Annotated in this window: 26 protein-coding genes; 12 read left to right on the forward strand and 14 right to left on the reverse strand. The window is 66.7% G+C overall.

What is annotated here, in order from left to right; all coding sequences use genetic code 11:
- The first annotated feature begins 148 nt into the window (after positions 1 to 148).
- Positions 149 to 1,180 (forward strand): ATP-dependent 6-phosphofructokinase, encoded by a 1,032-nt coding sequence (locus ACZYY4_RS13215; RefSeq protein ID WP_463810447.1) that lies wholly within the window; start codon positions 149 to 151, stop codon positions 1,178 to 1,180.
- 104 nt (positions 1,181 to 1,284) lie between these two features.
- A complete protein-coding gene (locus tag ACZYY4_RS13220) occupies positions 1,285 to 1,602 on the forward strand; it encodes a hypothetical protein (RefSeq protein ID WP_463810448.1) in 318 nt (105 codons plus the stop codon).
- A gap of 39 nt (positions 1,603 to 1,641) precedes the next feature.
- Here ACZYY4_RS13220 and ACZYY4_RS13225 read toward each other — a convergent pair whose 3' ends face one another.
- The gene (locus tag ACZYY4_RS13225; protein WP_463810449.1) at positions 1,642 to 2,028 is read right to left on the reverse strand and encodes a DUF2237 family protein; all 387 of its coding nucleotides are present in this window, start codon (positions 2,026 to 2,028) and stop codon (positions 1,642 to 1,644) included.
- Between the two features lie 32 nt (positions 2,029 to 2,060).
- On the opposite strand from ACZYY4_RS13225, the gene tenA reads away from it, so the two are divergent.
- Positions 2,061 to 2,732, forward strand: coding sequence for a thiaminase II (gene tenA / locus ACZYY4_RS13230; protein ID WP_463810450.1), 672 nt, complete (start codon positions 2,061 to 2,063; stop codon positions 2,730 to 2,732).
- A 24-nt stretch (positions 2,733 to 2,756) separates the two neighbouring features.
- Positions 2,757 to 4,259: an Asp-tRNA(Asn)/Glu-tRNA(Gln) amidotransferase subunit GatB gene (gene gatB / locus ACZYY4_RS13235; RefSeq protein ID WP_463810451.1), complete on the forward strand. Its 1,503-nt coding sequence runs from the start codon at positions 2,757 to 2,759 to the stop codon at positions 4,257 to 4,259.
- Between the two features lie 312 nt (positions 4,260 to 4,571).
- On the opposite strand, the gene gjpA is transcribed toward gatB, so the two are convergent.
- On the reverse strand, positions 4,572 to 5,621 hold the full coding sequence (gene gjpA, locus ACZYY4_RS13240) for an outer membrane porin GjpA (RefSeq protein WP_463810452.1): 1,050 nt from the start codon (positions 5,619 to 5,621) through the stop codon (positions 4,572 to 4,574).
- 244 nt (positions 5,622 to 5,865) lie between these two features.
- Positions 5,866 to 6,987, reverse strand: a complete 1,122-nt coding sequence (locus ACZYY4_RS13245; protein ID WP_463810453.1) for a PQQ-dependent sugar dehydrogenase — start codon at positions 6,985 to 6,987, stop codon at positions 5,866 to 5,868.
- Between the two features lie 147 nt (positions 6,988 to 7,134).
- On the opposite strand from ACZYY4_RS13245, the gene ACZYY4_RS13250 reads away from it, so the two are divergent.
- Positions 7,135 to 7,947 (forward strand): DoxX family membrane protein, encoded by an 813-nt coding sequence (locus tag ACZYY4_RS13250; protein WP_463810454.1) that lies wholly within the window; start codon positions 7,135 to 7,137, stop codon positions 7,945 to 7,947.
- Between the two features lie 57 nt (positions 7,948 to 8,004).
- Here ACZYY4_RS13250 and ACZYY4_RS13255 read toward each other — a convergent pair whose 3' ends face one another.
- Complete coding sequence (locus tag ACZYY4_RS13255) at positions 8,005 to 8,343, reverse strand: PH domain-containing protein (RefSeq protein ID WP_463810649.1); 339 nt, start codon at positions 8,341 to 8,343, stop codon at positions 8,005 to 8,007.
- Between the two features lie 155 nt (positions 8,344 to 8,498).
- Here ACZYY4_RS13255 and ACZYY4_RS13260 point away from each other — a divergent pair, with 155 nt between their 5' ends.
- From ACZYY4_RS13260 to ilvC, 5 genes are all read left to right on the forward strand, one after another.
- The gene (locus tag ACZYY4_RS13260; RefSeq protein ID WP_463810455.1) at positions 8,499 to 9,149 is read left to right on the forward strand and encodes a TetR/AcrR family transcriptional regulator; all 651 of its coding nucleotides are present in this window, start codon (positions 8,499 to 8,501) and stop codon (positions 9,147 to 9,149) included.
- Complete coding sequence (locus ACZYY4_RS13265; protein ID WP_463810456.1) at positions 9,146 to 10,021, forward strand: metal-dependent hydrolase; 876 nt, start codon at positions 9,146 to 9,148, stop codon at positions 10,019 to 10,021. Before ACZYY4_RS13260 ends, ACZYY4_RS13265 begins: the two co-directional genes overlap by 4 nt.
- Positions 10,022 to 10,232: 211 nt before the next feature.
- Positions 10,233 to 12,098, forward strand: coding sequence for an acetolactate synthase large subunit (locus ACZYY4_RS13270; RefSeq protein ID WP_463810457.1), 1,866 nt, complete (start codon positions 10,233 to 10,235; stop codon positions 12,096 to 12,098).
- Positions 12,098 to 12,604 carry an acetolactate synthase small subunit gene (ilvN, locus tag ACZYY4_RS13275; RefSeq protein ID WP_463810458.1) on the forward strand — a complete coding sequence of 169 codons (507 nt, stop codon included), beginning with the start codon at positions 12,098 to 12,100 and terminating at the stop codon, positions 12,602 to 12,604. The genes ACZYY4_RS13270 and ilvN overlap by 1 nt, the downstream gene beginning before the upstream one ends.
- A 60-nt stretch (positions 12,605 to 12,664) precedes the next feature.
- A complete protein-coding gene (ilvC, locus tag ACZYY4_RS13280; RefSeq protein WP_463810650.1) occupies positions 12,665 to 13,666 on the forward strand; it encodes a ketol-acid reductoisomerase in 1,002 nt (333 codons plus the stop codon).
- 173 nt (positions 13,667 to 13,839) lie between these two features.
- Here ilvC and ACZYY4_RS13285 read toward each other — a convergent pair whose 3' ends face one another.
- Positions 13,840 to 15,492 (reverse strand): hypothetical protein, encoded by a 1,653-nt coding sequence (locus ACZYY4_RS13285; protein ID WP_463810459.1) that lies wholly within the window; start codon positions 15,490 to 15,492, stop codon positions 13,840 to 13,842.
- A gap of 496 nt (positions 15,493 to 15,988) precedes the next feature.
- Here ACZYY4_RS13285 and serA point away from each other — a divergent pair, with 496 nt between their 5' ends.
- Both serA and ACZYY4_RS13295 read left to right on the forward strand, forming a co-directional pair.
- Complete coding sequence (serA, locus tag ACZYY4_RS13290) at positions 15,989 to 17,575, forward strand: phosphoglycerate dehydrogenase (protein ID WP_463810460.1); 1,587 nt, start codon at positions 15,989 to 15,991, stop codon at positions 17,573 to 17,575.
- Between the two features lie 2 nt (positions 17,576 to 17,577).
- Positions 17,578 to 18,588, forward strand: a complete 1,011-nt coding sequence (locus tag ACZYY4_RS13295; RefSeq protein WP_463810651.1) for a 3-isopropylmalate dehydrogenase — start codon at positions 17,578 to 17,580, stop codon at positions 18,586 to 18,588.
- Between the two features lie 39 nt (positions 18,589 to 18,627).
- On the opposite strand, the gene pcaDC is transcribed toward ACZYY4_RS13295, so the two are convergent.
- The 9 genes from pcaDC to ACZYY4_RS13340 are packed head-to-tail and all read right to left on the reverse strand — an operon-like array spanning position 18,628 to position 26,137.
- A complete protein-coding gene (pcaDC, locus tag ACZYY4_RS13300) occupies positions 18,628 to 19,791 on the reverse strand; it encodes a bifunctional 3-oxoadipate enol-lactonase/4-carboxymuconolactone decarboxylase PcaDC (RefSeq protein WP_463810461.1) in 1,164 nt (387 codons plus the stop codon).
- Positions 19,788 to 20,984 carry a 3-carboxy-cis,cis-muconate cycloisomerase gene (gene pcaB / locus ACZYY4_RS13305; protein ID WP_463810462.1) on the reverse strand — a complete coding sequence of 399 codons (1,197 nt, stop codon included), beginning with the start codon at positions 20,982 to 20,984 and terminating at the stop codon, positions 19,788 to 19,790. Before pcaB ends, pcaDC begins: the two co-directional genes overlap by 4 nt.
- Positions 20,981 to 21,532, reverse strand: a complete 552-nt coding sequence (gene pcaG, locus ACZYY4_RS13310) for a protocatechuate 3,4-dioxygenase subunit alpha (RefSeq protein ID WP_463810463.1) — start codon at positions 21,530 to 21,532, stop codon at positions 20,981 to 20,983. Before pcaG ends, pcaB begins: the two co-directional genes overlap by 4 nt.
- The gene (pcaH, locus tag ACZYY4_RS13315; protein ID WP_463810464.1) at positions 21,529 to 22,275 is read right to left on the reverse strand and encodes a protocatechuate 3,4-dioxygenase subunit beta; all 747 of its coding nucleotides are present in this window, start codon (positions 22,273 to 22,275) and stop codon (positions 21,529 to 21,531) included. The genes pcaG and pcaH overlap by 4 nt, the downstream gene beginning before the upstream one ends.
- Positions 22,272 to 22,997 carry a 3,4-dihydroxyphthalate decarboxylase gene (gene phtC, locus ACZYY4_RS13320; protein ID WP_463810465.1) on the reverse strand — a complete coding sequence of 242 codons (726 nt, stop codon included), beginning with the start codon at positions 22,995 to 22,997 and terminating at the stop codon, positions 22,272 to 22,274. Before phtC ends, pcaH begins: the two co-directional genes overlap by 4 nt.
- Positions 22,994 to 23,809: a 3-(cis-5,6-dihydroxycyclohexa-1,3-dien-1-yl)propanoate dehydrogenase gene (gene hcaB, locus ACZYY4_RS13325; RefSeq protein WP_463810466.1), complete on the reverse strand. Its 816-nt coding sequence runs from the start codon at positions 23,807 to 23,809 to the stop codon at positions 22,994 to 22,996. The genes phtC and hcaB overlap by 4 nt, the downstream gene beginning before the upstream one ends.
- Entirely contained in the window at positions 23,806 to 24,066 is a 261-nt protein-coding gene (locus ACZYY4_RS13330) for a dihydrodiol dehydrogenase (protein ID WP_463810467.1), read from the reverse strand. Before ACZYY4_RS13330 ends, hcaB begins: the two co-directional genes overlap by 4 nt.
- Positions 24,063 to 24,701 carry a 3-phenylpropionate/cinnamic acid dioxygenase subunit beta gene (locus tag ACZYY4_RS13335; protein ID WP_463810468.1) on the reverse strand — a complete coding sequence of 213 codons (639 nt, stop codon included), beginning with the start codon at positions 24,699 to 24,701 and terminating at the stop codon, positions 24,063 to 24,065. The genes ACZYY4_RS13330 and ACZYY4_RS13335 overlap by 4 nt, the downstream gene beginning before the upstream one ends.
- Positions 24,698 to 26,137 carry a Rieske 2Fe-2S domain-containing protein gene (locus tag ACZYY4_RS13340; RefSeq protein ID WP_463810469.1) on the reverse strand — a complete coding sequence of 480 codons (1,440 nt, stop codon included), beginning with the start codon at positions 26,135 to 26,137 and terminating at the stop codon, positions 24,698 to 24,700. The genes ACZYY4_RS13335 and ACZYY4_RS13340 overlap by 4 nt, the downstream gene beginning before the upstream one ends.
- Positions 26,138 to 26,160 lie beyond the last annotated feature (23 nt).

Raw genomic sequence — 26,160 nt, forward strand, 5'->3', positions numbered from 1 at the left:
CCCTGCACTGATCGACAACGACCACTCCCTCCACTGAATGCGAGCCGACTGACTCACAACCAGACTGGCAAAGAGGGGATGCGGCCCATTTTGGGGGCTTTTGCGTCTGCTCGCCGCGGGAAGGCGACCCGCCCGGCAAGATGGGGGCATGCGGATCGGAGTGCTCACCGGCGGCGGTGACTGTCCCGGGCTGAACGCGGTGATCAGGGCGGTGGTGCGCACCTGTGATTCCCGCTACGGCTCGACGGTGGTCGGATTTGAGGACGGTTGGCGCGGCCTGCTGGAGAATCGGCGCGTCCAGTTGGCCAACGACGACCGCAACGACCGGCTGCTGGCCAAGGGCGGCACCATGCTGGGCACCGCTCGGGTCAACCCGGACAAGCTGCGCGCCGGCCTGGACCAGGTCAAGGCGACCCTCGATGACAACGGCATCGACGTGCTCATCCCGATCGGCGGGGAGGGCACCCTGACCGCGGCGCACTGGCTGTCGCAGGAGAACGTCCCGGTGGTCGGGGTGCCCAAGACCATCGACAACGACATCGATTGCACCGACGTCACTTTCGGCCACGACACCGCGCTGCAGGTCGCCACCGAGGCGATCGACCGGTTGCATTCCACTGCCGAATCCCACCAGCGGGTCATGCTGGTCGAGGTGATGGGCCGTCACGCCGGCTGGATCGCACTGAACGCCGGCCTGGCCAGCGGTGCGCACATGACGCTGATCCCCGAGCAGCCGTTCGACGTCGAAGAGGTGTGTCGGCTGGTCAAGCAGCGCTTCCAGCACGGTTCGTCGCACTTCATCTGCGTCGTCGCTGAAGGGGCCAAGCCCGCGGCCGGGTCGATGGAGCTGCGGTCGGGCGGTATCGACGAGTTCGGCCACGAACGATTCACCGGGGTAGCCGCCCAACTGGCCGTCGAGATCGAGCGGCGGGTCAAAAAGGATGTGCGCACCACCGTGCTGGGCCACGTGCAGCGTGGCGGCACCCCGACCGCCTACGATCGGGTGCTGGCCACCCGGTTCGGCGTGAACGCCGCCGATGCCGCCCACGCCGGCGAATACGGCATGATGGTGTCGCTGCGCGGCCAGGAGATCGGCAGGGTGGCGCTGGCCGACGCGGTGCGCCAGCTCAAGGTGGTGCCGCAGAGCCGCTACGACGATGCGGCGGCATTCTTCGGCTAGCTCGCGTTTGTACACGGCGAATTCGGGCAATAGTCACCGATGGTCGACGCACGTTCGGCGGACTGCGGTTCGCTTGCCGAGTAGACGAAGGTTGGGGGGCGGGAATGGGAAAGCTGTCACGATCGGCCGCGGCGCTGTGCGCTCTGCCGATTGGCCTTGTTCTCGCCGGACCGGCCCACGGTAGCGGCGACGCGGTCAGCGATTACGTCGCCGATCACGGCGGCGAGGTCTGCGCTTTCATGAGCGACCAGCCGAATCTTGCCGGGGTCAAACACGCGGTCAACCACATCCTGGCTACCAGCGGCCTGCCGGAAGATCAGACCGGACGACTGCTGGCCGGTTCGGTCACCGCAGACTGCCCCGAATACGGTGCACTGGTCGAGGAATTCGTTCGCTACGTCCATCACCGCCAGCAGCCGTAGAACGGCGGTGTCGGCGCCGTGCTCGGCTCGTAGCCGTCGTCACAGCTCGCTCGCGTCATCGGGCACGTCGACGGCGTAGTCCGCCAGCACCTCCAGGCTCACCACATCCAGGGTGCGTTCATGGGTGGCGGCCAGTACCACCGGAGCCGCACACCCGTCGCGGTGTGCCCGCACCCAGTTCACCGCGGTGACACACCAGCGGTCACCGGGGGTCAGCCCGGGGAACCGGTAGGCCGGCATCGGCGTGGAAAGGTCGTTGCCGATCGAGCGCTGATGCTCAAGGAATTCGCCGGTGACCACCGCGCAGATGGTGTGCAGTCCGATGTCCTCAGGCCCGGACGAACAACAGCCATCGCGATAGAAGCCGGTCACGGGGTCGCTGCCGCACGGCTGCAGTGGGCCGCCCAGTACGTTGCGCTCAGCCATGGCCAAACGGTACCGCCCGGTTAGCCTGGGGCATGGCAGACGGTATGCGCGATGTGCTCTGGGCTGATATCGCGGCGATCTACCGGCGGATCTGCGAACACCCGTTCATCACCGGACTGACCGACGGTTCGTTGGGGCACGACCGATTTCGCCATTACATCGCTCAGGACGCCCACTACCTGCGGGCCTATGCGCGGGCGTTGGCGGGTTGCGCGGCCAAGGCGCCGGTAGAGGCCGAGCTGACGATGTTCATCGAGCATGCCGGTGTGGCGATCGGCGCCGAAGCCGAACTGCACGCCGGGCTGCTCACCGATCTGGGACTGGGCGCCCACCAAGCCGCGGCGCTGCCGATCACCCCGACAACGCAGGCTTACGCCAGTTACCTGCTGGCCGTCACCGCATCCGGTTCCTACGCCGAAGCCGTCGCCGCGGTGCTGCCGTGCTACTGGATCTACGCCAGGGTCGGCGAACATCTGCAGCGCCATGGTTCACCGGAGCCGCTGTTCCAACGCTGGATCGACACCTATGCCGGCGCGGACTACCAGGCGGTGGTCGATGCGGTGCTTGCGGTGGCTGACCGGGTCGGTGAGCGCGCGTCGCCGGGCGAGCGGGAATTGATGCGCCGGCATTTCCACGCCACCGCACGCTATGAGTGGATGTTCTTCGACGCCGCCTACCGGATGGAGGACTGGCCGGTGGAGTAGGGCGGTCACCTAGAATTTGCTCCCATGACCGCTGCTGTCGCCGAACTGCTCGACTACGACGACGTTCTTGCCCGCTTCGACCCTGTATTGGGCCTGGAGGTGCACGTAGAACTGTCCACGGCCACCAAGATGTTCTGCGGCTGCTCGACTGAGTTCGGCGCCGAACCCAACACCCAGGTGTGCCCGGTCTGCCTCGGGCTGCCCGGTTCGCTGCCGGTGCTCAACGCGGTCGCGGTGGAGTCGGCGATCCGGATCGGTTTGGCGCTCAACTGTGAGATCGCCTCCTGGTGCCGGTTCGCCCGCAAGAACTACTTCTACCCCGACCAGCCGAAGAACTACCAGATCTCCCAGTATGACGAGCCGATCGCGTTCAACGGCTACTTGGACGTGCCACTGGACGACGGGAGCACCTGGCGGGTCGACATCGAACGCGCCCACATGGAGGAGGACACCGGCAAACTCACCCACGTGGGCAGCGACACCGGCCGCATCGAGGGCGCCGTGGAATCCCTGGTCGACTACAACCGTGCCGGCGTTCCGCTGATCGAGATCGTCACCAAACCGATCATCGGCACCGGCGAGCGTGCCCCGCAGATCGCGCGGGCGTATGTCACCGCGCTGCGCGATCTGCTGCGCTCCCTGGATGTCTCCGACGTGCGGATGGATCAGGGATCGATGCGCTGCGACGCCAACGTATCGCTGAAGCCTACCGGCGCAACCGAATTCGGCACCCGCACCGAGACCAAGAACGTCAACTCTCTCAAAAGCGTCGAGGTGGCGGTCACCTACGAGATGCGCCGCCAGGGCGCGGTGCTCACCGGCGGCGGTACCGTGACCCAGGAGACCCGGCACTTCCACGAGGCCGGTTACACCAGCCCGGGGCGGGTCAAGGAGACCGCCGAGGATTACCGCTATTTTCCCGAACCCGATCTGGAGCCGGTGGCGCCGAGTGCCGAGCTGGTGGAGCGGCTGCGTGGCACCATCCCCGAGCTTCCGTGGTTGACCCGCAAGAAGATCCAAGACGAATGGGCCGTCTCCGACGAGGTGATGCGCGACCTGGTCAACGCGGGTGCGGTCGAGCTGGTCGCGGCCACCGTGACGGCCGGAGCATCCAGCGAGGCGGCCCGGGCCTGGTGGGGAAACTTCTTGGTGCAGAAGGCCAACGAGGCAGGCGTCGAACTCGACGCCCTGGCGATCACGCCCAAGCAGGTCGCCGAGGTGGTGGCGCTGGTCGACTCGGGCGAGCTGTCCAACAAGCTGGCCCGTCAGGTGATCGACGGGGTGCTCGCAGGCGAGGGGGAGCCCGCCCAGGTGATGGCCGACCGCGGTTTGGTCATGGTGCGTGACGACTCGGTGATCCAAGCCGCAATCGACGAAGCGCTGGCCGCCAATCCCGATGTGGCCGAGAAGATCCGGGGCGGCAAGCTACAGGCCGCGGGTGCCATTGTGGGTGCGGTGATGAAAGCCACCAAGGGTCAGGCCGACGCCGCCCGGGTACGTGAGCTGGTGCTGGCCGCCTGCGAGTAGCTCGCCCGGCTCAGCCGGAGGCGGCGCCGTGAATCTGCGGGAGGCGTCGGGCTTGCTGGTGGCCCCAGTGGTCGAGCACGAACTGCAGCCACCGAACGTCGATCAACATCGTGTCGTCATCTCTTTTCGCTCAGCGGTCGCGGTCACTGCTGCCGGCCTCTTGATCCGAGTTCCAAGGTAAGCCGCATATCTAAGGCGGTCGGGCGGAGTCGGTAATGCTTCTGTGAGAACCCGTTGCCGACCGGCAGCGCCGGAGACGACAGTGACCCCCTTCGCCAAGCGAAGGGGGTCACCTCGTGATCTGCGGACGGGTTACGCGCCGAGCGAACCCACCAGCTCGGCGAGCAAGTCGCCGGCGGCGGCGCCGCCGCTGCCGGCCACGTCGTCCAGCGGGTTGCCCACACCATCCCAGCCGAGGGTCATGGCGATGATCTCCTGCAGGCTCTCCCACGCACCCAGCAGTCCGACACCCTGGCCGTCAATCTCCAACGGGAAGCCCATGAGACCGGTGGTCAGCCCCAGCCCGTTGAGGATCGAGCCGCCGATGCCCGGGGTGCTGCCATCGGCGATGCCGTTGACAAAGCCCTCGACGTCGTTTCCGGTGAGACCCGGCGACAGCAGCCCACCGAAGGTGTAGCTCAGCGCGGTGACGTCCATACTCTCGGGCAGCAGGCCGGCGTCCGTCAGCGTCGGGATCAGGCCGGCCAGGTCGAGGGTGGCACCGTTGAGGAACCCGCCGAGCATGTTGGCCGGGATGTTGGCCATCTCCTGCAGCGCCGTCGTCCAGTCCGCATTGTCGCCGGACAGCGCGTCGCCGATCTCGCCGAAGCTGTTGCTCAGCGCGACCAAGGGCGCGATGGACGGGCCCAGCGCGCCCATCATGACACCGCTCAGTGGCGACGCCAGGAACGACAGGATCGGGGTGAGCTGGTCGGTGGTGAGAGGGAAGTCGTCGGGCAGATACTGCGGCAGCACCAGCGCGACCAGTGTCTGCAGGCCGTCGTTGCTCAGCGTCAGCGGAGAGGGCGAGAGGATGGAGTCGGTGTCGGGCTGTGCGATGGCATCGATAACCGCCTTCGGATCGACCGACTCACCGTTCATCAGGTTCGCGATCAGCTGCTGCATTGCCACCATGGGGGTGGCGGACATCGAGTCCCACAGCGTGGTGGCGTTGGTCTTGGCGGTGTCGAACACGTCCTGCCATGCGCCGAACGGGTCGAAGTCGGCGGTCAGCGCGACAGCGGACGAGGCCGCGGCCGGCAGGCCCGGGAGCGGCGCGACGACCGGGGTGGCGGCGATGGCTCCGGCGCCGACGAGTGCGACACCAGCGGCAATCCAGGGGCGGGGGGCGATCTGTTGCATTGGTCTCCTTATTACGTAACCGTGGCGGGAGCCACCGGCGCGGGTAATGTTACCTGACAGTAGGTTAGGAGTCCATAAGTCAACTTATCGCGGCGAAACCGCAGGTCGTCTCGATTGTTTGGACATCTGACGGGGTGTTGTCCAGCCGGGATAGCCACGGTGTTGCGGCATTCGCTCAGCGTCCTCGTCGGAGACTTCCGACCGCACTCGGGCGGCGACGCCGGCCGGCGGGTTACCGACGCACTCAGTCCTTGTCGTCGTTGGCGCGCGGGAACCCGCCGCCGGATGGGAACAGCGGGAACACCACGTCGTCGAGTTTCTCGGCATCACCGGCGGTCTTGTTCACGGTGGCGCCCCACACGTTGCCGTCCGGCGACATCTTGACGGCCCAGACGTGGCCGTGGGTGTCCTGGCGCATCACTTCGGGTTCACTGGTGACCGAACCGGTACCGGCGGCCAGCCGAACGGCCACGGTCTGCTTGGTGTTGACCAGGTTGACCAGGACGATCCCATCCATGGCGGCGCAACCGGCGACTCCCGGCTTGTCCGGCCAGGTCCACACCGTAGAAACCTGCGAGTCCTTGGTGATGCGCTGCAGGCGGTCGCCGCTCGGGCTCCGGTCGGTGACGTAGAGCGAGCCGTCGACATGGTCGATGCACAGCCCGCCGCCGGCCCCCAGCCCGCTCAGCGCGGTGGTGGGGGCGGCCTGCCCGATCGTCGTCGGTTGCTCGATGCGCAGCACCTTGCCGGCCGTCGATCCGGGGTCCGCGGCCGCGGCCGGGTTCCCGGCGTCGCCGGTCAGTACCACCAGCGTGGTGGGGCTGGTGAAGATCAGCGCGCCGGTGTTGCCGGTTGCGCCCTTGGGGATCCCGGTGAGGATGTCCTTCGGCACGTCGCCGTCGGCGACCCGGATCACCCGGTTGTCGGTGGGGGTGCTGATGTAGGCGTACATCAGCCGGTCCTGGGTGTAGGTCGGCGACAGCACGATGTCCATCAGCCCCCCGTCGCCGGCCGGATCGACGCCGATGACGGTCTTCACCTTGGGCTCGGCGCTCAGTGAAACCTCCTTGACCGCGCCGGTGGTCCGCTCGGCGACCAGCGCCGATTTACTGTCGCCATGCATGATCAGGCCGCTGGTGCTCTCGAGGCAGCCCTGCATCACCCCGGGGGCCGGGCATTGCTTGGGGAACGGGTTGGCCGGCAGCGGCGGGGGAGGCGGGGGCGTCGTCGTGGGTGCCATCCCACGGCGCGGCACGGTGGTGAAGGGCTGTGACTGAGCATCGTTGAAGTGCGCGCAGCCCGTCAGAACCAGTAGGGCCGCGCACAGCACGACAGGCACCCGGTGAATCGCCCCGCGCATCCGCATGCCCGTCAGGTTACGGACACCGGGTTCGGTTTCGCCACGATGCCCGCTGCGGCGCGGCTCGTTGCGGGCTGCACCGGGCCGGAATCGATTCGCTAACGAAGCCATTCAAATCCCCAATCCCGCCGATGTTGCCCTTACCCTTGCAGGGTGAAGAGTCAAGGTGAGGGCTCACACTGGCGTCGGCCGGGTGATGCTGGCGACGCAGGCAAAGGACGTCCCAAATCGGCACGTCTGGTAGATCCGGAGGACGACATGCCATCGCCGACCTATACCGGTGATTTCGAGACTGCTGCAATCCCGCCCTACGACCCGACCGGTTCCCGCGCCGCGGGCGACTACAACCCGCTGCCGTATGCCGAACCGCAGGCCACCGGCGGGCGCCTGGCCGTGCCCGTCGGTGCTGACGCGGACGCCGACGACCCGTTCCGGACCGTGGACCGGCGCGGCACCCAGGATCTGGGGTTGCTGATTCTGCGACTGGGTCTGGGCGTGTCGTTGGTGGCCCATGGGCTGCGCCAGCTGTTCGGATGGTGGGGTGGTCAAGGCCTGACCGGATTCAAGAGCTCGATTTCCGACGCCGGCTACCAGCACGCGGACATCCTGACCTACGCCGCCGGCGGTGGGCAGATCGCCGCCGGCCTGCTGTTGGTGCTCGGGCTGTTCACCCCGCTGGCTGCCGCCGGAGCATTGGCCTACCTGATCAACGGCGTGCTCGCCGGTGTCTCGTCGCAGAGCCAGGGCCGCTTCGACTACTTCCTGCCGGACGGCCACGAGTACCACATCATGCTGATCGTGGTGGCGGTGACGATCGTGCTGGTCGGGCCCGGCCGCTACGGGCTCGACGGCGACCGCGGCTGGGCCCGGCGCCCCTTCATCGGGTCGGTTGCGGCATTGCTGCTCGGAATCGCCGGCGGCGTGGCGATGTGGGTGTTCCTCAACGGGGCCAACCCGCTCGGCTGAGCGGCGATCGCAAGCGCGGCGGAGCCGGGCGCAGTGGGTCGCAGTTAGGGACACCGATCAGCGATACGGGTTGGGCACCCGCCCCCCGCTCGCCTCGGTGAGCAGCGGCAGGGTGGCGAAGCTGACCGCGGGCAGGCGCAGCCGCTCACCGTCGTGCAGGTGCGCCCGCGCCCACGATCCTCGACTGAATCCCAGGCCGGCGATCTCGTCCCAGCCCACCGAGCGGCTGCCGAGCAGGGTCCGCACCGTGACCTGCCGCGCGTCGGCGACCGTCCGCCACCGGACGATCAGCGCCGAGAGCAGCACCGGCAGCGCCAACAGCGGCGTGGTGAGCGGCCAGGCCAGCGCTGGAATCAGCAAGCCCAACGCCAGGAAGCCGACCGCGATGTGGGCCATCGGCGAGATTCGGATCACCAGCGGTGCGGGATCGGGGGAGTGGGAGGCCACCCTCAAATGATGTCACCGCCGGTACCGTCGCCGTGGATCGGCGGGTGCCAGAAGCCGCCACAAAAAATATTGACTACTTATTTTAAGTAGCCCATCATGGGTGCATGCCCTCGACCAAACTCCGCCGCACCCAGGCGGAGCGGACCGCGGAGACGCGGCATGCGCTGTTGAACGCGACGCTTGGCGCACTGGTCGAGGTCGGCTTCAAGGGGACCACCACTACCGAGGTGGCCCGTCGCGCCGGCGTGTCGGTGGGGGCGCTACAAGGTCATTTCCCGACGAAGATCGGGCTGCTGACCGCCGCTGTCGAGTTCTCGCTGAACCGCCGCATCGAGGAGTTCGAGGTGTTGATGGCGGGACTCGATCCATCCGCCGACAAGCTGGACGAGGCCTTCGACCTGCTGTGGTCGATGTTTTCCGGCCCGACTTTCACCGCAACGCACGAACTGTGGGTGGCGGCGCGCACCGACCCGGACTTGGCGCCGGCCGTCATCGAAACGGATCGGCAGTTCGCGGATGCCTGCGAGCGGGTCTACGACCAGTTGCTCGGCCCGGCCGGCCCGGCTGGCGCCGCCACCGGGCACCCGCGCATCGGTCTGCAGATGGCTTTCGTGCTGATGAACGGCCTGGCGATGTCGCGGTCGATCGAGGGCTACGAACCGGTGGCCACCAACGACATCCTCGACACTTTCAAGACCATGGCCCGGCCGCTGGTGACCGACCCGGCGGATCAACAACCAGAGGGGACGCAATGACTGCCGGCGAAAATGGAGTGAACGGCCACCCTCTCGCGCAGCCGCCGGTGCAGCCGCGTCGCATCCGGTTCAACTATCCGGTGGCCGCACTGCAACGCCACTTCGTCGAGGGCGATCTGGTGATGAGCCACATGATCGCGCACCTGTCTGCGGTGTTCCCCGAGGGCGAGGACTTCTTCATCCGGTCGGTGCGCCACTACGCCGGCCAGATCACCGACCCCGTCTTGAAGGACCAGGTCAAGGGGTTCATCGGTCAGGAGGTCACCCACGGCCGCGAGCACCGTGCGCTCAATGAGCGCCTGCAGCAGATGAGCTACCCAACCCGCAAAATCGACCGACTCGTGCACCGCCGCCTGAAGGCAGCCGAACGACGCTTCTCCCCGCTGACCTGCCTTGCCATCACGGCCGCACTCGAACATTTCACCGCGGTGTTCGCCGAGACGCTGCTCACTGATGAGCGGGCGCAGGCATTGCTCGGCACGACGGAGGTGCGCTCCATGCTGCTGTGGCATGCGATCGAGGAGTCCGAGCACCGTTCGGTGGCGTTCGACGTCTACCGTGCGGTCGGCGGTGACGAGATCCGGCGCATCCGCACGATGCGTGTCATCCGATTCAGCTTTCCCTTCGCCGTCTTGCTCAACACCATCGTCTCCCTCTTCGGGGACCGGGCTGCCTACCATCCGGTGCGCCTGGCCCGCAGCTTTGCCGCCCTGCGGCGTTCGCCGTTTTTGACCCGCGCGGTGTTCCGCCGGCTTGGCGACTACCTCCGGCCGGGCTTTCACCCCGACGACCACGACAACGCGGCGCTGCTGGAGCACTGGGAGTCAGAGCTTTTCGGCGAACAGGGTTCGTTGGTCGATCACCTGCACTGAGGATCCCGACCTGTCATTTGACCCTGGTCGGTCCAGCGACTACCGTCATTCGCTATGGACAACGGCATGCTCGTAGTAATCTCCTGCGCGTTGGTTGTTGCCTGAGCTTTCAACCACCAACGCGCAACCCTCGTACAGCAGCTGAGCTGGCGGGGGTTTTTTGTTGCCACCAGTCCCCAAAGACACAGTCGTCGAAGACAAAGAGGAAACAGTGAGCGCACCCACCACGCGACCGCCCGAGCGGCCGGCCTCAACAGACGGCCCGCAGCCGGCCAATGGGGCCCCCGCCGACGAAAAGGCCAAACCGGCCGCGAAGCGCGTCGCACCCGAGCAGGTGACCGGTGCCCAGTCGGTGATCCGGTCGCTGGAGGAGCTTGACGTCGACGTCATCTTCGGCATCCCCGGCGGTGCAGTGCTGCCGGTCTATGACCCGCTGTTCGACTCGAAGAAGCTGCGCCACGTGCTGGTCCGCCATGAGCAGGGCGCCGGGCACGCCGCCAGCGGGTACGCGCATGCCACCGGGCGGGTGGGAGTGTGCATGGCCACCTCCGGTCCCGGTGCCACCAACCTGGTCACCCCGCTGGCCGACGCGCAGATGGACTCCATCCCGGTGGTCGCGATCACCGGGCAGGTCGGTCGGGCGCTGATCGGCACCGATGCCTTCCAAGAGGCCGACATCTCCGGCATCACCATGCCGATCACCAAGCACAACTTCCTGGTTCGCAACGGCGACGACATCCCGCGGGTGATGGCCGAGGCGTTCCACATCGCGGCAAGCGGACGGCCGGGAGCAGTTCTTGTTGATATCCCCAAGGACATTTTGCAGGGCCAGTGCACCTTCGCCTGGCCGCCGAAGCTGGACCTGCCCGGCTATAAGCCGACCACCAAACCGCACAGCCGGCAGATCCGCGAGGCCGCCAAACTGATCGCCGCGGCGCGCAGGCCGGTGCTCTACACCGGCGGCGGTGTGATCCGCGGCGACGCTTGCGAGGAGCTGGCCGAGCTGGCCGAACTGACCGGCATCCCGGTGGTCACCACGTTGATGGCCCGCGGTGCGTTCCCGGACAGTCACCGTCAGCACCTGGGCATGCCCGGCATGCACGGCACCGTCGCGGCGGTCGCCGGCCTGCAGCGATCCGATCTGCTGATCACCCTGGGCGCCCGCTTCGACGACCGGGTCACCGGTCAGCTGGACTCGTTCGCCCCGGACGCCAAGATCATCCACGCCGACATCGACCCGGCCGAGATCGGCAAGAACCGGCACGCCGACGTGCCGATCGTCGGCGATGTCAAGGCCGTCATCACCGAGCTGATCGGCGCGCTGCGCCAAGAGAAGCTCTCGCTTGATCTGGCTGACTGGTGGACCTACCTCGACGACGTGCGCTCGACCTACCCGCTGAGCTACGGCCCGCAAAGCGACGGCAGCCTGTCCCCGGAATTCGTGATCGAGACCCTGGGCCGAATCGCCGGACCAGACGCGGTGTATGTCGCCGGCGTGGGCCAGCACCAGATGTGGGCCGCGCAGTTCGTCCACTACGAGAAGCCGCGCACCTGGCTGAACTCGGGCGGTCTGGGCACCATGGGCTTCGCGATCCCGGCGGCGATGGGCGCCAAGATGGGCCGCCCGGACGCCGAGGTGTGGGCGATCGATGGCGATGGCTGTTTTCAGATGACCAATCAGGAACTGGCCACCTGTGCCATCGAGGGCATGCCGATCAAGGTCGCGCTGATCAACAACGGCAACCTGGGCATGGTGCGCCAGTGGCAGACCCTGTTCTACGGGGAGCGTTACTCGCAGACCGACCTGTCCACCCACTCCCACCGAATTCCCGATTTCGTCATGCTCGCCGAGGCGCTGGGCTGTGTCGGATTGCGTTGCGAGCGTGAGGAAGACGTCGAAGACGTGATCAACCAGGCGCGGGCGGTCACCGACCGTCCGGTGGTGATCGACTTCATCGTCGGCGCGGACGCGCAGGTGTGGCCGATGGTGGCCGCCGGCACCAGCAACGACGAGATCCAGGCCGCCCACGGCATCCGGCCGCTGTTCGACGACGACAACAACGAGGGGCACGCCTGATGTCTTGGAAGACCCATACGCTCTCGGTGCTCGTCGAGGACAAGCCGGGTGTGCTGGCCCGGGTGGCGGCGCTGTTCTCCCGGCGCGGCTTCAACATCGAGTCGCTGGCCGTCGGCGCCACCGAGACCAAGAACATGTCGCGGATGACGATCGTCGTCTCGGTGGAGGACACCCCGCTCGAGCAGATCACCAAGCAGCTCAACAAACTGATCAACGTCATCAAGATCGTCGAGCAGGAGGACGACAACTCGGTCTCGCGTGAGATCGCGCTGATCAAAGTCCGCGCCGACGCCGGCACCCGCGGCCAGATCGTCGAGGCGGTGAACCTGTTCCGCGCCAGGGTGATCGACGTCTCGCCGGAGTCGCTGATCATCGAGGCCACCGGCACCCCGGCCAAGTTCGAGGCGCTGCTGCGGGTGCTGGAGCCCTATGGCATCCGCGAGATCGTTCAATCGGGTCTCGTATCGTTGTCGCGCGGTCCGCGCGGCATCGGCACGGCCAAGTAACCACCGCAAATACTTCATCGAAGATCGAATAGAAAGAAGTGACACAAAGTGGCAATTGAGATGTTCTACGACGACGACGCCGACCTGTCGATCATCCAGGGCCGCAAGGTCGGCGTGATCGGCTACGGCAGCCAGGGGCATGCACACTCGCTGAGCCTGCGTGACTCCGGCGTGCAGGTGAAGGTGGGCCTCAAGGAGGGCTCGAAGTCGCGCGCCAAGGTGACCGAGCAGGGCCTCGAGGTCGACACGCCCGCCGAGGTCGCCAAGTGGGCCGACGTGATCATGCTGCTGGCGCCCGACACCGCGCAGGCCGAGATCTTCACAGGCGACATCGAGCCGAACCTGGTCGCGGGCAACGCGTTGTTCTTCGGCCACGGCCTCAACATCCACTTCGGCCTGATCAAGCCGGCCGCCGACATCACCGTCGGGATGGTGGCGCCCAAGGGCCCGGGGCACCTGGTGCGCCGCCAGTTCGTCGACGGCAAGGGCGTGCCCGCGCTGATCGCGGTCGCCCAGGACCCGCGCGGCGAGGGGGAGGCGCTGGCGCTCTCGTACGCCAAGGGCATCGGCGGCGCCCGGGCCGGCGTCATCAAGACCACCTTCAAAGAGGAGACCGAGACCGACCTGTTCGGTGAGCAGGCCGTGTTGTGCGGTGGCACCGAGGAACTGGTCAAGGCCGGCTTCGAGGTCATGGTCGAGGCCGGCTACGCCCCGGAGATGGCCTACTTCGAGGTGCTGCACGAGCTCAAGCTGATCGTGGACCTGATGTATGAGGGCGGCATCGCCCGGATGAACTACTCGGTTTCCGACACCGCGGAGTTCGGCGGCTACCTGTCCGGGCCGCGGGTGATCGACGCCGACACCAAGCAGCGCATGCGCGACATCCTGTCCGACATCCAGGACGGGACCTTCGTCAAGCGCCTGGTCGCCAACGTCGAGGGCGGCAACAAGGAACTCGAGGGGCTGCGCAAGGAGAACGCCGAGCACCCCATCGAGGTCACCGGCAAGAAGCTGCGCGACCTGATGAGCTGGGTGGACCGGCCCATCACCGAGACGGCTTAGCCTGCGTCACCTACCTCTCGCGCGAGCGTGCGCGTCCCCGGTCGCCACGCCGGTGAAATTCCCGGGACTACGCACGCTCGCGCGCACTAGGTGACCGGCACGAAAAACCCCCTGGCGGATTTCCCGCCAGGGGGTTTTTCGTTGCCGAGGCGTTCAGCCCGGCCCGGGACCGCTCACAGGTCGCCGAGGTCGAGACCGGCGAGGATGTCGCCCGGGTCGAAGGCCGCCGTGGCGTCAAAGCCACTGAACATCCAGCTCAGATCCATGTTGCCGAACGGGGTCGCCAACACATCGGAGATGGTCGCCGCACCGCCGTCGACGCCCGGGATGGCCTGGTAGATGTTCGTCAAGCCGAAGAGGTCGGTCACCGAGTAGACCGTGCCCTCTCCCGGCAGCCCGGCGTCCACACCGTCGGCGATCTCGCCACTGGTGATGGTGAACTGGGTGGTCTCAATCATGCCGAACAAGTTCGTGACGTTCATCGAGGTCTCGACCGACCCGAGCAGGCTGCCGGTGCTGCCATATACGTCGAGATCCTGAGGCGCCAACGGAACGCCGGCAAGGGTGCCGCCGCCGATCGCCAGCAACGGCGCGACACCGAACATCGGGCTGATGCCGGCGAAGCCGTCGGCACCCGGGTCGAAGGTGACGCCGTTGATGGTGAAGGCGTCTTCGCCGAGGTCTCCGGCACCGCCGTCCAGGCCCGACAGAGCCGCGCCCGGGTCGAGGGGCGCGGTGGCGTCGAAGCCGGCGAACGCCGAACTCAGGTCGGTGTTGCCCCACGGTGTCACCAAGGTGTCGGTAATGGTGGCGGGCCCGCCGTCGGCGCCGGGGGTGGCGGTATAGATGTTCATGATTCCGGCACCGAGATTGGCGACGGAATAGACCGTCCCGTTTGCCGGCAGCAGGTCCACGTCACCACCGGTGACAACTTTGCTGCCGGTCACGGCGAACTGGGTGGCGTCGATGCCCAGAATGTTCAGGGTGTTGACCGAGGTGTGCACCGTCCCGAGTTCGTTGCCGTCGGCGCCGAACATGGCGAGGTCCTGCTTGTACAGCGGGAGCTGGAAACTGCCCAACACGGCGACGCCGCCGCCGAGGTTCATCAACGGCGCGATCCCGAAGAGCTCGTTGGCGTCGGCGAACCCGGTGGCGCCGGGGTCGAAGGTCGCGCCGTCGATGGTGAAGGCGTGCTCGCTGAAGTCGCCGGTGCCCGCGCCGAGCCCGGCGAAGGCGTCGCCGGGGTTGAGCCCGTGGGTGGCGTCATAGCCCCCGAAGAGTGAGTCCAGGTTGATGTGGCCCAGCGGTGTCACCAAGGTGTCGGTGATGGTGGCATTGCCGCCGTCGACGCCGGGGGTGGCGATGTAGACGTTCTGGATGCCGCCGCCGAGGTCGGTGACGCTGTAGACCGTCCCGACTGCCGGCAGGCCCGCGGCGCCGGCGCCGCCGTCGGCTTCGATGACCCGGAGTTGGATCGACTCGATGCCCAGCAGGTTCTGGACGTTGACGTTGGTGTTGACGGTTCCCAGTTCGGTGCCGTCCTTGCCGTATACGTCGAACTCTTGCCGGGCAAGTCCGGCCGCGGTCAGCGCTTTGCTGATCGACGCGCCACCGATGCTCAGCAGCGGTGCGGAGCCAGACAGCGCGTCGATCGGCGTGAATCCGTCGGCGCCCGGGTCGAAAGTGAAGTTGCCGATGGTGAAGGCATTGTCGGTGGTAGCGCTGTCGGTGACGGTATCGGCGACGGCGACAGCCGCCGACAGGAACGCGGTGGCCAGCAGACCCCCGCTGGTGGCGCCTGCCGCCCAAAGGGTGCGACGTTGCATTTCGGAACTCCTCTTCCGGTCTGTCATAAACTTGGATACATTGCTTGGAGTGGCTCAGGGGGAACCTAACATACCCGTGGGTAACTTAGGAATAGAATTATGAAATTTCGTCACCGTTAGAAAACGGGTCGAGTGTCTGGAGCCCCGAATTCGGAGCGGCGACGGGCACCTGCTGTCCTCTCAATGCCGACAAAAAGCGGGATGTGCCAGTGCAAAACCGGCCATCGGTCAGTCCGGCGCGCCCTCGCTGCAAGCGACGGACGCTGCCGTTGCTGAGCGCGGGGCGCCATGATCGAGATGCTCGCCTGAACCCACGGTCACAGCTTCCAGCCAGATCCCATGATGTATTCGCCAGGCATCGGTCGTCCGGCACTCCTCGACGGTGCCGGTGCCCCCGCGCCCGGCTACGCCGCCCCGGCGGCCGCTGCGGCTCTGATTGCGGCGACCCGCAGCGCCCGGCTCCGTCGCGCTGATCAATGCCCACTACGCTGTTCGCGTGACTCTGCCCGTGGTTCTGATCGCTGACAAACTCGCTCAATCCACCGTCGCGGCCCTGGGTGACCAGGTCGAAGTTCGCTGGGTGGACGGCCCGGACCGGGAGAAGCTGCTGGCCGCGGTCCCGGACGCGGACGCACTGCTCGTGCGCTCGGCCACCACCGTCGACGCCGAGGTGCTCGCGGCGGGGACCAAGCTCAAGATCGTGGCCCGCGCCGGGGTCGGCCTGGACAACGTCGATGTCGATGCCGCCACCGCGCGGGGGGTGCTGGTGGTCAACGCCCCGACCTCGAACATCCACAGCGCCGCCGAGCACGCGATCGCGCTGATGCTCGCCGCAGCGCGGGAGATCCCGGCCGCCGACGCCTCGCTGCACGGCAAGGAGTGGAAGCGCTCGTCGTTCTCCGGCACCGAGATCTTCGACCACACCGTCGGCGTGGTGGGGTTGGGCCGCATCGGCCAACTGGTCGCGGCGCGCCTGGCCGCTTTCGGCGCCCACATCGTCGCCTATGACCCGTACGTGTCGGCGGCCCGGGCCGCGCAGCTGGGCATCGAGCTGCTGTCCCTCGACGAGCTGCTGGGGCGCGCCGACTTCATCTCGGTGCACCTGCCGAAGACCCCCGAGACCGCGGGGCTGATCGGCAAGGACGCATTGGCCAAGACCAAGCCGGGCGTGATCATCGTCAATGCGGCCCGCGGCGGTCTGATCGACGAGGCGGCGCTGGCCGACGCGATCACCAGCGGCCATGTCCGGGCCGCCGGGCTCGACGTGTTCGCCACCGAACCGTGCACCGACTCCCCGCTGTTCGATCTGCCGCAGGTGGTGGTGACCCCACACCTGGGCGCCTCGACCGCCGAGGCTCAAGACCGGGCCGGCACCGACGTCGCCAAGAGCGTGAAGCTGGCGCTGGCCGGCGAATTCGTGCCCGACGCGGTCAATGTGGGCGGCGGCGCGGTCAACGAGGAAGTCGCGCCCTGGCTGGACCTGGTGCGCAAACTCGGCCTGCTGGCCGGCGTGCTCTCCGACGGGCTGCCGGTCTCGTTGTCGGTGCAGGTGCTCGGCGAGCTTGCCGCTGAAGACGTGGAGATCCTGCGGCTCTCGGCGTTGCGCGGCCTGTTCTCGGCTGTCATCGAAGACCCGGTGACCTTCGTCAACGCGCCGGCGCTGGCTGCTGATCGCGGGGTGGCCGCCGAGATCGGCACCGCCACCGAAAGTCCCAACCACCGCAGTGTCGTCGAACTCCGGGCTGTCACCGCCGACGGGGCGGTCGTCACGGTGGCTGGCACCCTGTCCGGCCCGCACCAGGTGGAGAAGATCGTCACGATCAACGGCCGGAACTTCGACCTGCGGGCCGAGGGCGTCAACCTGATCATCAACTACTCCGACCAGCCCGGCGCGCTGGGCAAGATCGGCACCCTGCTGGGGTCGGCCGGCATCAACATCCACGCCGCGCAACTCTCCGAAGACGCCGAGGGTCCCGCGGCGACGGTCCTGCTGCGGGTGGACCGCCCGGTGCCCGCGGACGTGCAGTCGGCGATCAGCGCAGCGGTCAACGCCAACAAGATTGAAGAGGTCGACCTCGCATGAGCCTGAAACTCGCGGTAATCCCCGGCGACGGCATCGGCCCGGAGGTCATCGCCGAAGCCGTCAAGGTGCTCGACGCGGTGCTGCCCGGCACCGAGAAGACCGCCTATGACCTAGGGGCCAAGCGCTATCACGCCACCGGCGAGGTCCTGCCGGATTCGGTGCTCGACGAAATCCGCGGCCACGACGTGATCCTGCTCGGCGCGATCGGCGACCCGTCGGTGCCGTCCGGCGTACTCGAACGCGGCCTGCTACTCAAAGCGCGCTTCGAGCTGGATCACCACGTCAATCTGCGCCCCGCCCGGCTGTATCCCGGGGTCAGCGGCCCGCTCGTCGGCAACCCGCAGATCGACCTGGTGGTGGTGCGTGAAGGCACCGAGGGGCCCTACGCCGGAACCGGTGGTTTCTTGCGGCGCGGTACTCCGCACGAGATCGCTTCCGAGGTCAGCGTCAATACCGCATACGGGGTGCGCCGCGTCGTGCACGATGCGTTCGGCCGGGCCCAGCGCCGACGCAAACACCTGACCTTGTTGCACAAGACCAACGTGCTCAACTTCGCCGGGGATCTGTGGTGGCGCACGGTGCAGGAGATTGCGACCGAATACCCCGATGTCGAGATCGCTTACTGTCACACCGACGCCGCGACCATCTATCTGGTCACCGACCCCGGCCGGTTCGATGTGATCGTCACCGACAACCTGTTCGGTGACATCGTCACCGACCTGGCTGCCGCGGTGTGCGGCGGTATCGGATTGGCGGCCAGCGGCAACATCGACGCCACTCACACCAACCCGTCGATGTTCGAGCCGGTGCACGGCAGCGCTCCCGATATCGCGGGCCAGGGCGTCGCCGACCCGACCGCGGCGATCATGTCGGTGGCGTTGCTGCTGGCCCACGTCGGCGAGGCCGCCGCAGCCGAGAAGGTCGATGAGGCCGTCGCCCAGCACCTGGCCACCCGGGGGGAGCAGAAGCTGTCCACGGTCGCGACCGGCGATCGGATTCTGGGCCTGCTCTGACGCTGGGGAAGCGGCCTGATCCCGTTGGGCCGCTTCAGGTTATCGGCAGAATCCGTCCGGAGTGCTGTCGTGGTCGGCGAGCACCTGCGCGGCGATGCGGAACGCGGCATTGGCATCGGGCACGCCGCAATAGATGGCGGTCTGCAACAGCACCTCTTTGATCTCCTCGTTGCTGAGGCCGTTGCGGCGCGCCGCGTGCAGATGCATTGCCAACTCTTCATGGTGGCCTCGGGCCACCAGGGCGGTCAGCGTGACGATCGACCGGCTGCGTCGGTCGAGGCCGTCTCGAGTCCAGATGTTGCCCCACGCGTAGCGAGTGATCAGGTCCTGGAAGTCGGCGCTGAACTCGGTGGTGTGCGCGACCGCGCGGTCGACGTGTGCGTCGCCGAGAACCTGTCGTCGCATCGACATGCCCGCGGTGTAGTCCGGATCCCGCACCATCAGATGGTCGAGAATCAGGTTGACGGTCGACCTGGGCGCCTCGACAGGGGCAAGGTGCCCTACGTCGTCGAGTACCACCAGCCGGCCGTGTTGAACACCGGAAGCGATGCGCCTCAGCGATTCTGGCGGAGTGGCGACATCTTGGGAGCCGGCAATGGCGAGCACGGGCGCAGCGATTTCAGCGAGTCGTGCGGTGACGTCGAAATCGGCCAGCGCCTCACAAGCCTGGGCATACGATTCGTCGTCGGTGAGACGCAGCGCATCCACCAGCGCGGCGACGAGTTCCGGCCGGCGGTCGACGAAGCCGGGCGCGAACCAGCGCCGGGTGGAAAGCTCGATGATCGCGCCGGTGCCCGATGTGCGCACCGTGGTGGCACGGGTGGCCCAGTCCTCGGTCCGGCCGATGGTGGCGCCGGTGCACAGGAGTATGGCGCTCGACAACCGCTCGGGGGCGTCGAGCAGCAGCTGCAAACCGACCGCACCGCCGATGGAGTCACCGGCGTAGTGGAAGGCAGTCCCCGGCACGATGTCATCGGCCAGGGCCAGCACGCCTGCCGCCAGGTCCGCTATCGCGAACGGTTCTGCCGGACTGCGACCGTGGCCGGGAAGATCCCACCCGATGACGCGCAGATGCTCGGCGAGTTGTTCAGCGGCCGGACCCCAGAGGGCGGTTGCCGAGGTGCCCAGGGATGGCCCGAGCAGCAGTAGGTCTGCGTCCGGCGGCCCGCCGAAATCGGTGCCGACAAGCCGCGGCACGCTCATGTCGCCTCCATTTTGTGGGCTCGTCGCAGCGCAGCATCGATGAGATGGCCTGCCGCGCCGGTGTAGTCAGGGCGCGCTGTACGGCCGGTCAACTCGGTCATCGACCGCTGCTCACCGAGCAGGTCACCGGCGGCAGCCAGGTTCGCCGCGGCGCGATCGGTATCGACGGTCAGCCTGGCGAGCAGTTCGGTGGTCTGGGCTGCGGCCACCACGGTGTGACGGGACAGTGTTCGCAGCGTGGTCCATTCGGCGTGCCAGCCGCCGTCGGAGCGCTCATCGACACTGGCGGCCGACGCGGCGTGCAGGGCCGCGCCCAGCGACGGCGTGACGAACGCCGCGCGGCGGATCAGCACGGATAACACCGGGTTGTTCTTGTGCGGCATCGTCGACGAACTGCCGCCGCGGCCTTCGGTCAATTCCCCGATCTCGGGTCTGCTGCTCACGGCAATGTCGGTGGCGATGTGGCCCCACGCGTCGCAGCATGTCACCAACGTGTCGCCCACGCGGGTGATGACCGACCGGGTGGTGTGCCACGGTGGGCTGTCGGCGAGATCGAGCACTGCGGCCAGTCGCCCGGCCAGGGTGACGGCATCGGTCGGCGTTCCGGTCAATTCGGTGGCAGCGGCCATAGTTCCTGCGGCACCGCCGGCCTGCACCGGAAGTGCCGGCAAGGCGGCGATGCAGTCGGCGCCGTCCAGAAGCCCGGTAAGCCAGTGTGCGATCTTCATGCCGATCGTTGTGGGCAGGGCGGGTTGGGTCAAAGTACGGGCAAGCATCGGGCTGTCACGGTGGGCCTCGGCCAGCACGGTCAATGTGCCTACCTGCGTGCTGAGTTCGCGGCGAATGCGGTCCAGTGTGTCGCGCAGGCAGAGCATCAGCGCGGTGTCGATAACGTCCTGGCTGGTCAGGCCGCGGTGCATCCAGCGCGCCGGTTCGCCGCCGGTGCGTTCACGGAGCAATTCGAGCACGCCGAGCACCGGGTTGCCGGTCGCCTCTGCCGCTACCGCCACCGCTTCGGCGTCAGTTGCCGAGAGCACCGCGGTCAGGTCGGCTCGCGCCGAAGCCGGAGCGATGCCGGCGTCGACAAGCACACCGAGCCAAGCGTTTTCAACCCCCACCATTGCGGTCAGGTACGCCGCATCGCTGAAGGTGGGCCCTGCCCGGTGGTCGCCGGGCCACAACAAGTCGGTCACGGTTGCCCCCGGTAACGCAGGAATACCGTCTCCTCGGCACCCTGCAGCCTGATGTCGAAGCGAAACCCCTGTTCGTCAGCCACTGCGACGAGCGTATGTCGACGGTCAGCAGGAACGGAGCTCAGCAGCCGGTCGGGGTAGAGGTGATCGCCGGGAAGGTAGGCCCGGGTGAACAACCGGTTCAGCAGGCCGCGCGCGAACACGGTGACGGCGATGAATGGCGTCGACGGCCGGGGCGCTCCAGGTTTCACGGTCGTGAAGCGGTAATGGCCGTGCGCGTCGGTCTCGGCGCGTCCCCAGCCGGTGAAGGGCGCGCCGTCGCGGCGAAATGATCCGGTGGCCGTTGGTAGGGCGCCGTCCGTGTCGGCCTGCCAGATCTCCAGCAGCGCATCGGGAACGGGCGCCCCGGCGCCGTCGGTGACGGTGCCGTGCAGCCGGATGGCATCAGGTGAGGTGGGGGAGACGAGTTCATCGCCACCGACGAACGGCAGAGCGTAACCGAAGAAGGGACCGATGGTCTGCCCCGGCGTGGCCGTCAGCTTGTTCATCGAGGCTCCTCGAATGGTGTTGCGGCGCCGCCGGTGAGCACGACATCCCACCGGTAGCCGGTTGCCCATTCGGGACTGGTGATGTCGTGGTCGTAGACCGCGACGAGCCGGTCGCGGGCCTTCTGGTCGGTGATCGACTGGTAGATCGGGTCCAATGCGAACAGTGGGTCGCCTGGAAAATACATCTGGGTGATCATCCGTTGGGTGAAATCGTTGCCGAACAAGGAAAAATGGATATGCGCGGGGCGCCATGCGTTGTGGTGGTTGCGCCAGGGGTAGGGGCCAGGTTTGATCGTGGTGAACCGGTAGAACCCGTCGTCGTCGGTGAGACAACGCCCCACACCGGTGAAATTGGGGTCCAACGGCGCAGGGTGTTGATCCCGCTGGTGGATGTAGCGCCCGCTGGCGTTGGCTTGCCAGATCTCGACGAGTTGCCGGCGCACCGGCCTGCCATCACCGTCGACGACGCGCCCGGTCACCACTGTGCGCTCACCGATCGGCGAGCCCGCGTGCTGGGCAGTCAGATCAGCGTCGAGTGCAGCGACGTCGGCCTCGCCGAAACGGGGAGCCCGTAGCTCGACGGCCTCTGGATCGGTGAGCTGCAATGCGCTCCGGGGATGGCGAAGCACGCTGCTGCGGTACGGCGGATAGTCCAGCTTCGGCTGGCTTTCCTCGCGGTCTGCCCGCCAGTACTCGGCCTGGATTGCCGTGATCTCTGCGCTGATCTCCGCCTGGCCGGTCATCGCCACGCCAACCGGGCGAGTTCATGGCGCCAGGCGGCGTCCGCTGTGAAGGATGGACCGAGGTCAGGCAGATCCTGCCAATCTGATTCGTCGATCGGCTTGCACGTGCCGCCCGCGGAGCGGATCCGCAGCGACAGGGAAGCCAATTGGTCGAGGCTCATCGCTTGCAGGACAGTCTGGGCCACCGTGGCAGCGGCGCTGGTGATTCCATGCCCGCGGCAGATCACCACCGGCTTCCCCTGCATGGCGGCGACCATCTCTTTGCCGAGTTCCGCAGTGCGGATCAGCACGGCCCTCTTGTACACCGGAACACCATGTCGTGCCAGCCAGGCGCCCGGGATGTCGAAGGCACCGTAGATGGGTTCGAGAGTGATACCGGCGAGGTCGGCTGCCACCACGGCCGGCGGATGCAGGTGGGCTACGGCGCGGTGCTCGGGATGTGCCAGCAGTGTCTCGACGTGGATCGGCAACTCGTTGGGTACCCGATATCCGTCCAATTGCCCAGCCGTCCCCGTTCCGTCGAAGTGGATGAGCCGGATGTCGTCGGGACGAGTGAATGCCACACCGTTGTCGGAGTCGCTGCGGCACCGCACGAGTAGGTGTTCGTCGTCGACGCGGGCACTGATGTGTCCGAGAATTCCGTCCACCAGGCCACGGGCTGCGGCGACTCGGCACGCTTGGGCCACCTCGGCCCGCAATACCGCCAGCGCGTCTGTGTTCACGCGTCATCCCCGGTTGGCGCTGCCGCTGTACCCATGCCGAACCCGCCGTCGGGGCGGGTGCTTTCGCCGGTGATTCCGCGGGACCGGTCTGATGCCAGGAAGACGTAGCTCCAGGCGTGGTCCTGCGGGGTGAGTGCGACATTCAGCGGGGTGCGTGCCGCAAGGTCGCGTGCACGGTCGGGGGTGTCGTCAAGGCGGATGTCGTCGAGCGACAGGCTGTGCAGGCCGCGCAGGTCGGTGTTCAGGGTTCCACCCGGTGCAACGCCGTTGACACGGATATGAGGGGCGAGTTCATAGGCGAGGGTGGTGACCAGACCGCGGACCGCGAACTTCGACGCGACGTAGAGTACGCCGCCGCGGCCGGGATAGAACGACGATGCAGACTCCGTGAGAACAATGGAGGACCGCTCCTGGGCTCGTAGAGCGGGCACAGCGGCTTTCACCGACTGCAGATGACTCAACACATTCGTCTTGAACATTTCGTCGAAAGCCGGTGTCAGCTCGTCGGTCGAGATGTCGGTGATTCCCTTGTAGAAGTCGAAGATCCCGACGCAGTTGACCAAGGTGTCGAGGCCGCCGTAAGCCGCTACGGCTGCTGCGACAGCGAGTTCGTTCGCCTCGGCGGTCGTCGCGTCGCCCTGCGTGACCGGCAGCCCCGGCAGTTGGCTCTCCAGGGCAGCGCATTTCGACCGATCGCGCTCCAGGACCGCGACTTGCGCACCCTCTTCGAGGAATGCGTCGACGACTGCTCGGCCGATGCCCGAGCCGGCACCGACGATCAGCGCCCGTTTGCCGTCGAGCCATCGTGTCATGGCAGCTCGCTGTCGTCTGAAAGCAGTGGTTCACGCATTTTGCCGACCATAGCGGCCAGTGTGTAGGCGTTCTGCCACGTCAATGCTTCAACCTCCAGGGCGTCGAGACTGATCCACTGTCCCGATTTGGGTGAGGTGATAAGCAGCCGCGAACCGTTGCGGGTGTCAACCCGGCGCAATGTTATTTCGGTGAATTCGTTTGCGATAGTTATGGGTTCACCCACCGATCGGGCGATGAGGTCGTCGAGTTCGCTCACAGGAATACCGCCAGGTTTTGCATGCGCAGAACTGACTCGTCGAGATAGATCGTGCGGCGGGCCAACTTCCACCCTTGGTCGGTCGCACGCAGCAGGTCTTCACGGCCGCAGGAGATCAGCGCAGCCTCGTTCACGTCGCCACGGCTGCGGAAGAGCAACTCGGCCGACTCGACGACGAGGTGGATGTCATCATCGCAGGCAAAGGTGCGGACGTTGGTGATGTGATGGCGCAGCCGCGACGGCGGGTCCTCGGTCCAGGCGTGTTCGGTCGCAAAGCGCGCGACGCGCCGATTGAGGGAGTACTTGTTCTCATCGAAGTGGGCCATGCCGGGTGACGTGTCGAATCCAGCACCTGCTGCGGTGGTCACGCGAACGGGCATGAAGTAGTGGATATCCTCGGTGAGGGTGTCGAGCCATTCGGGGTATTGCTGTGCGTCGAGCAGGTAGGCCTCATCGACCAGGAACTGGTGTGCCTGCAGGTGTCGGACGTCGTTGAACGGCAGGGGATTGCCGGTACGGACTTGCTGTGGCGCGTGATCACCCAGAACGGCCAGCTGCCAGGGGCCGCGGGCATCGTGCGGCCTGGGAAACGGCCTGGGAAACCCCGCACGCGCGGTCTGTTCGGCGGATGTCATGCCTGCGCCTCCTCGTAGGCGCCCTCGCATGCAGAAGTGCCGTTGGTCTGTGCCAGAGGGGTGATTCCATTGAGCTGCGTGCCCATCACCGCCGGAGTCGTCGCCACCGGGGGCATCTCCAGGTGATCGGCCCACATCCGAAGGATGGCGCGCTGATTGTTCTCGTTATAGCCGACTTGGGCGACACCCGGCCCATGGAATTGTTCCGGCGGCAGCGGATCAACGACCGGGGTCCCGTCAGCGAGCAGGCCCATCCGGCCATTGAGCAGTAGTTGGCGGGCCATCGATCCGGCAGCGGTATTGGTCAGCGAGACCCAGTTCTCCACGTCATCCTGTTCGAACATGCCCGTGGAGCCGAAGCACATCAGGTAGGCCTTGTAGGAGTCCTTCTTGTACTGGTCGGGGGCGGCTGCGTCGACCGCGAACCATGAGTACACCTCGGTTTCGTTCTGGCTGATCGGTTGCCAGGTGCGAATCGATATGAACGGCAACACATCGTCGCTGTCTTGGATCTTCGGCCAGTTGTGCACCAGGCTCATGTTGGGAAAACAGGATGCCGCCGAGAACATGAAGCCGTCGTCAGCAACCACGCGCTGGTGCTGGGGCGACCACACTTGTTTGATTCGTTCCACCATGTCGTCGGGGTAGCCCACGTAGCGCATCCGTTCGGCGAAGGTGCCCGGCGGCAGCTTGTAGGTGGTACCTCCTCCGCACGTCGCCCAATACGTCGCGCCGTCTTTGCGCTTCTGCGCCTTCGGCTCACGAAACAGCCCGATGTCGACGACCGAGGCGTGGGTATGAGGTGTGTGGTACATGTCGCCGGCAAAGTTCTCGACGCCGATCTTCCAATTCGCCTTGATGCGCCAGCGTTGCGGGCCGCGTACCTGCAGACCGCTGCGGCTTTGCTTGGTGTAGAAGTCAAGGTAGAACCTGAAATCGCCGAGAAATTCTTCGAGCGGAGGTGCCTGCGCGTCGAGGCTGATGAAGATCATGCCGTTGTAGCTGGCCAGGTTTGGTGCCGGTAACAGGGTCTGGCCGCGCTTCTGGAAGCCGGCCTCGCCGCCGTAGGCCTCCTGGTGGAACGGCAGGCCGGTGAGTCGCCCGTCGTTGCGATACGACCAGCCGTGGTAGGGGCACCGGAAGTTGGAGGCGTTACCCATCTCGGCGCGGCAAATCTGCATCCCGCGATGCAGACACATGTTGAACATGGCCCGCACGTCGCCCTTGGAGTCGCGCGCAATGATGAAGGAGTCGTTGAGTAGCCGTCGCACGACGTAGTCGCCGTCTTGGGGGATCTCCGATTCATGCGCCACGAACATCCAGGCGCGGCGGAACAGTCGCTCCTTCTCGAGTTCGAAGATTTCGGCGTCGTTGTAGATGTGCGCCGGGATCATTCCCCGCCGGACCTCATCGAGGACTTGCCGGTGAGCACTCATCGATGCGACTCCAGTCTCGCGAA

The sequence above is a fragment of the Mycobacterium sp. IDUB_21 genome, from assembly GCF_055419425.1.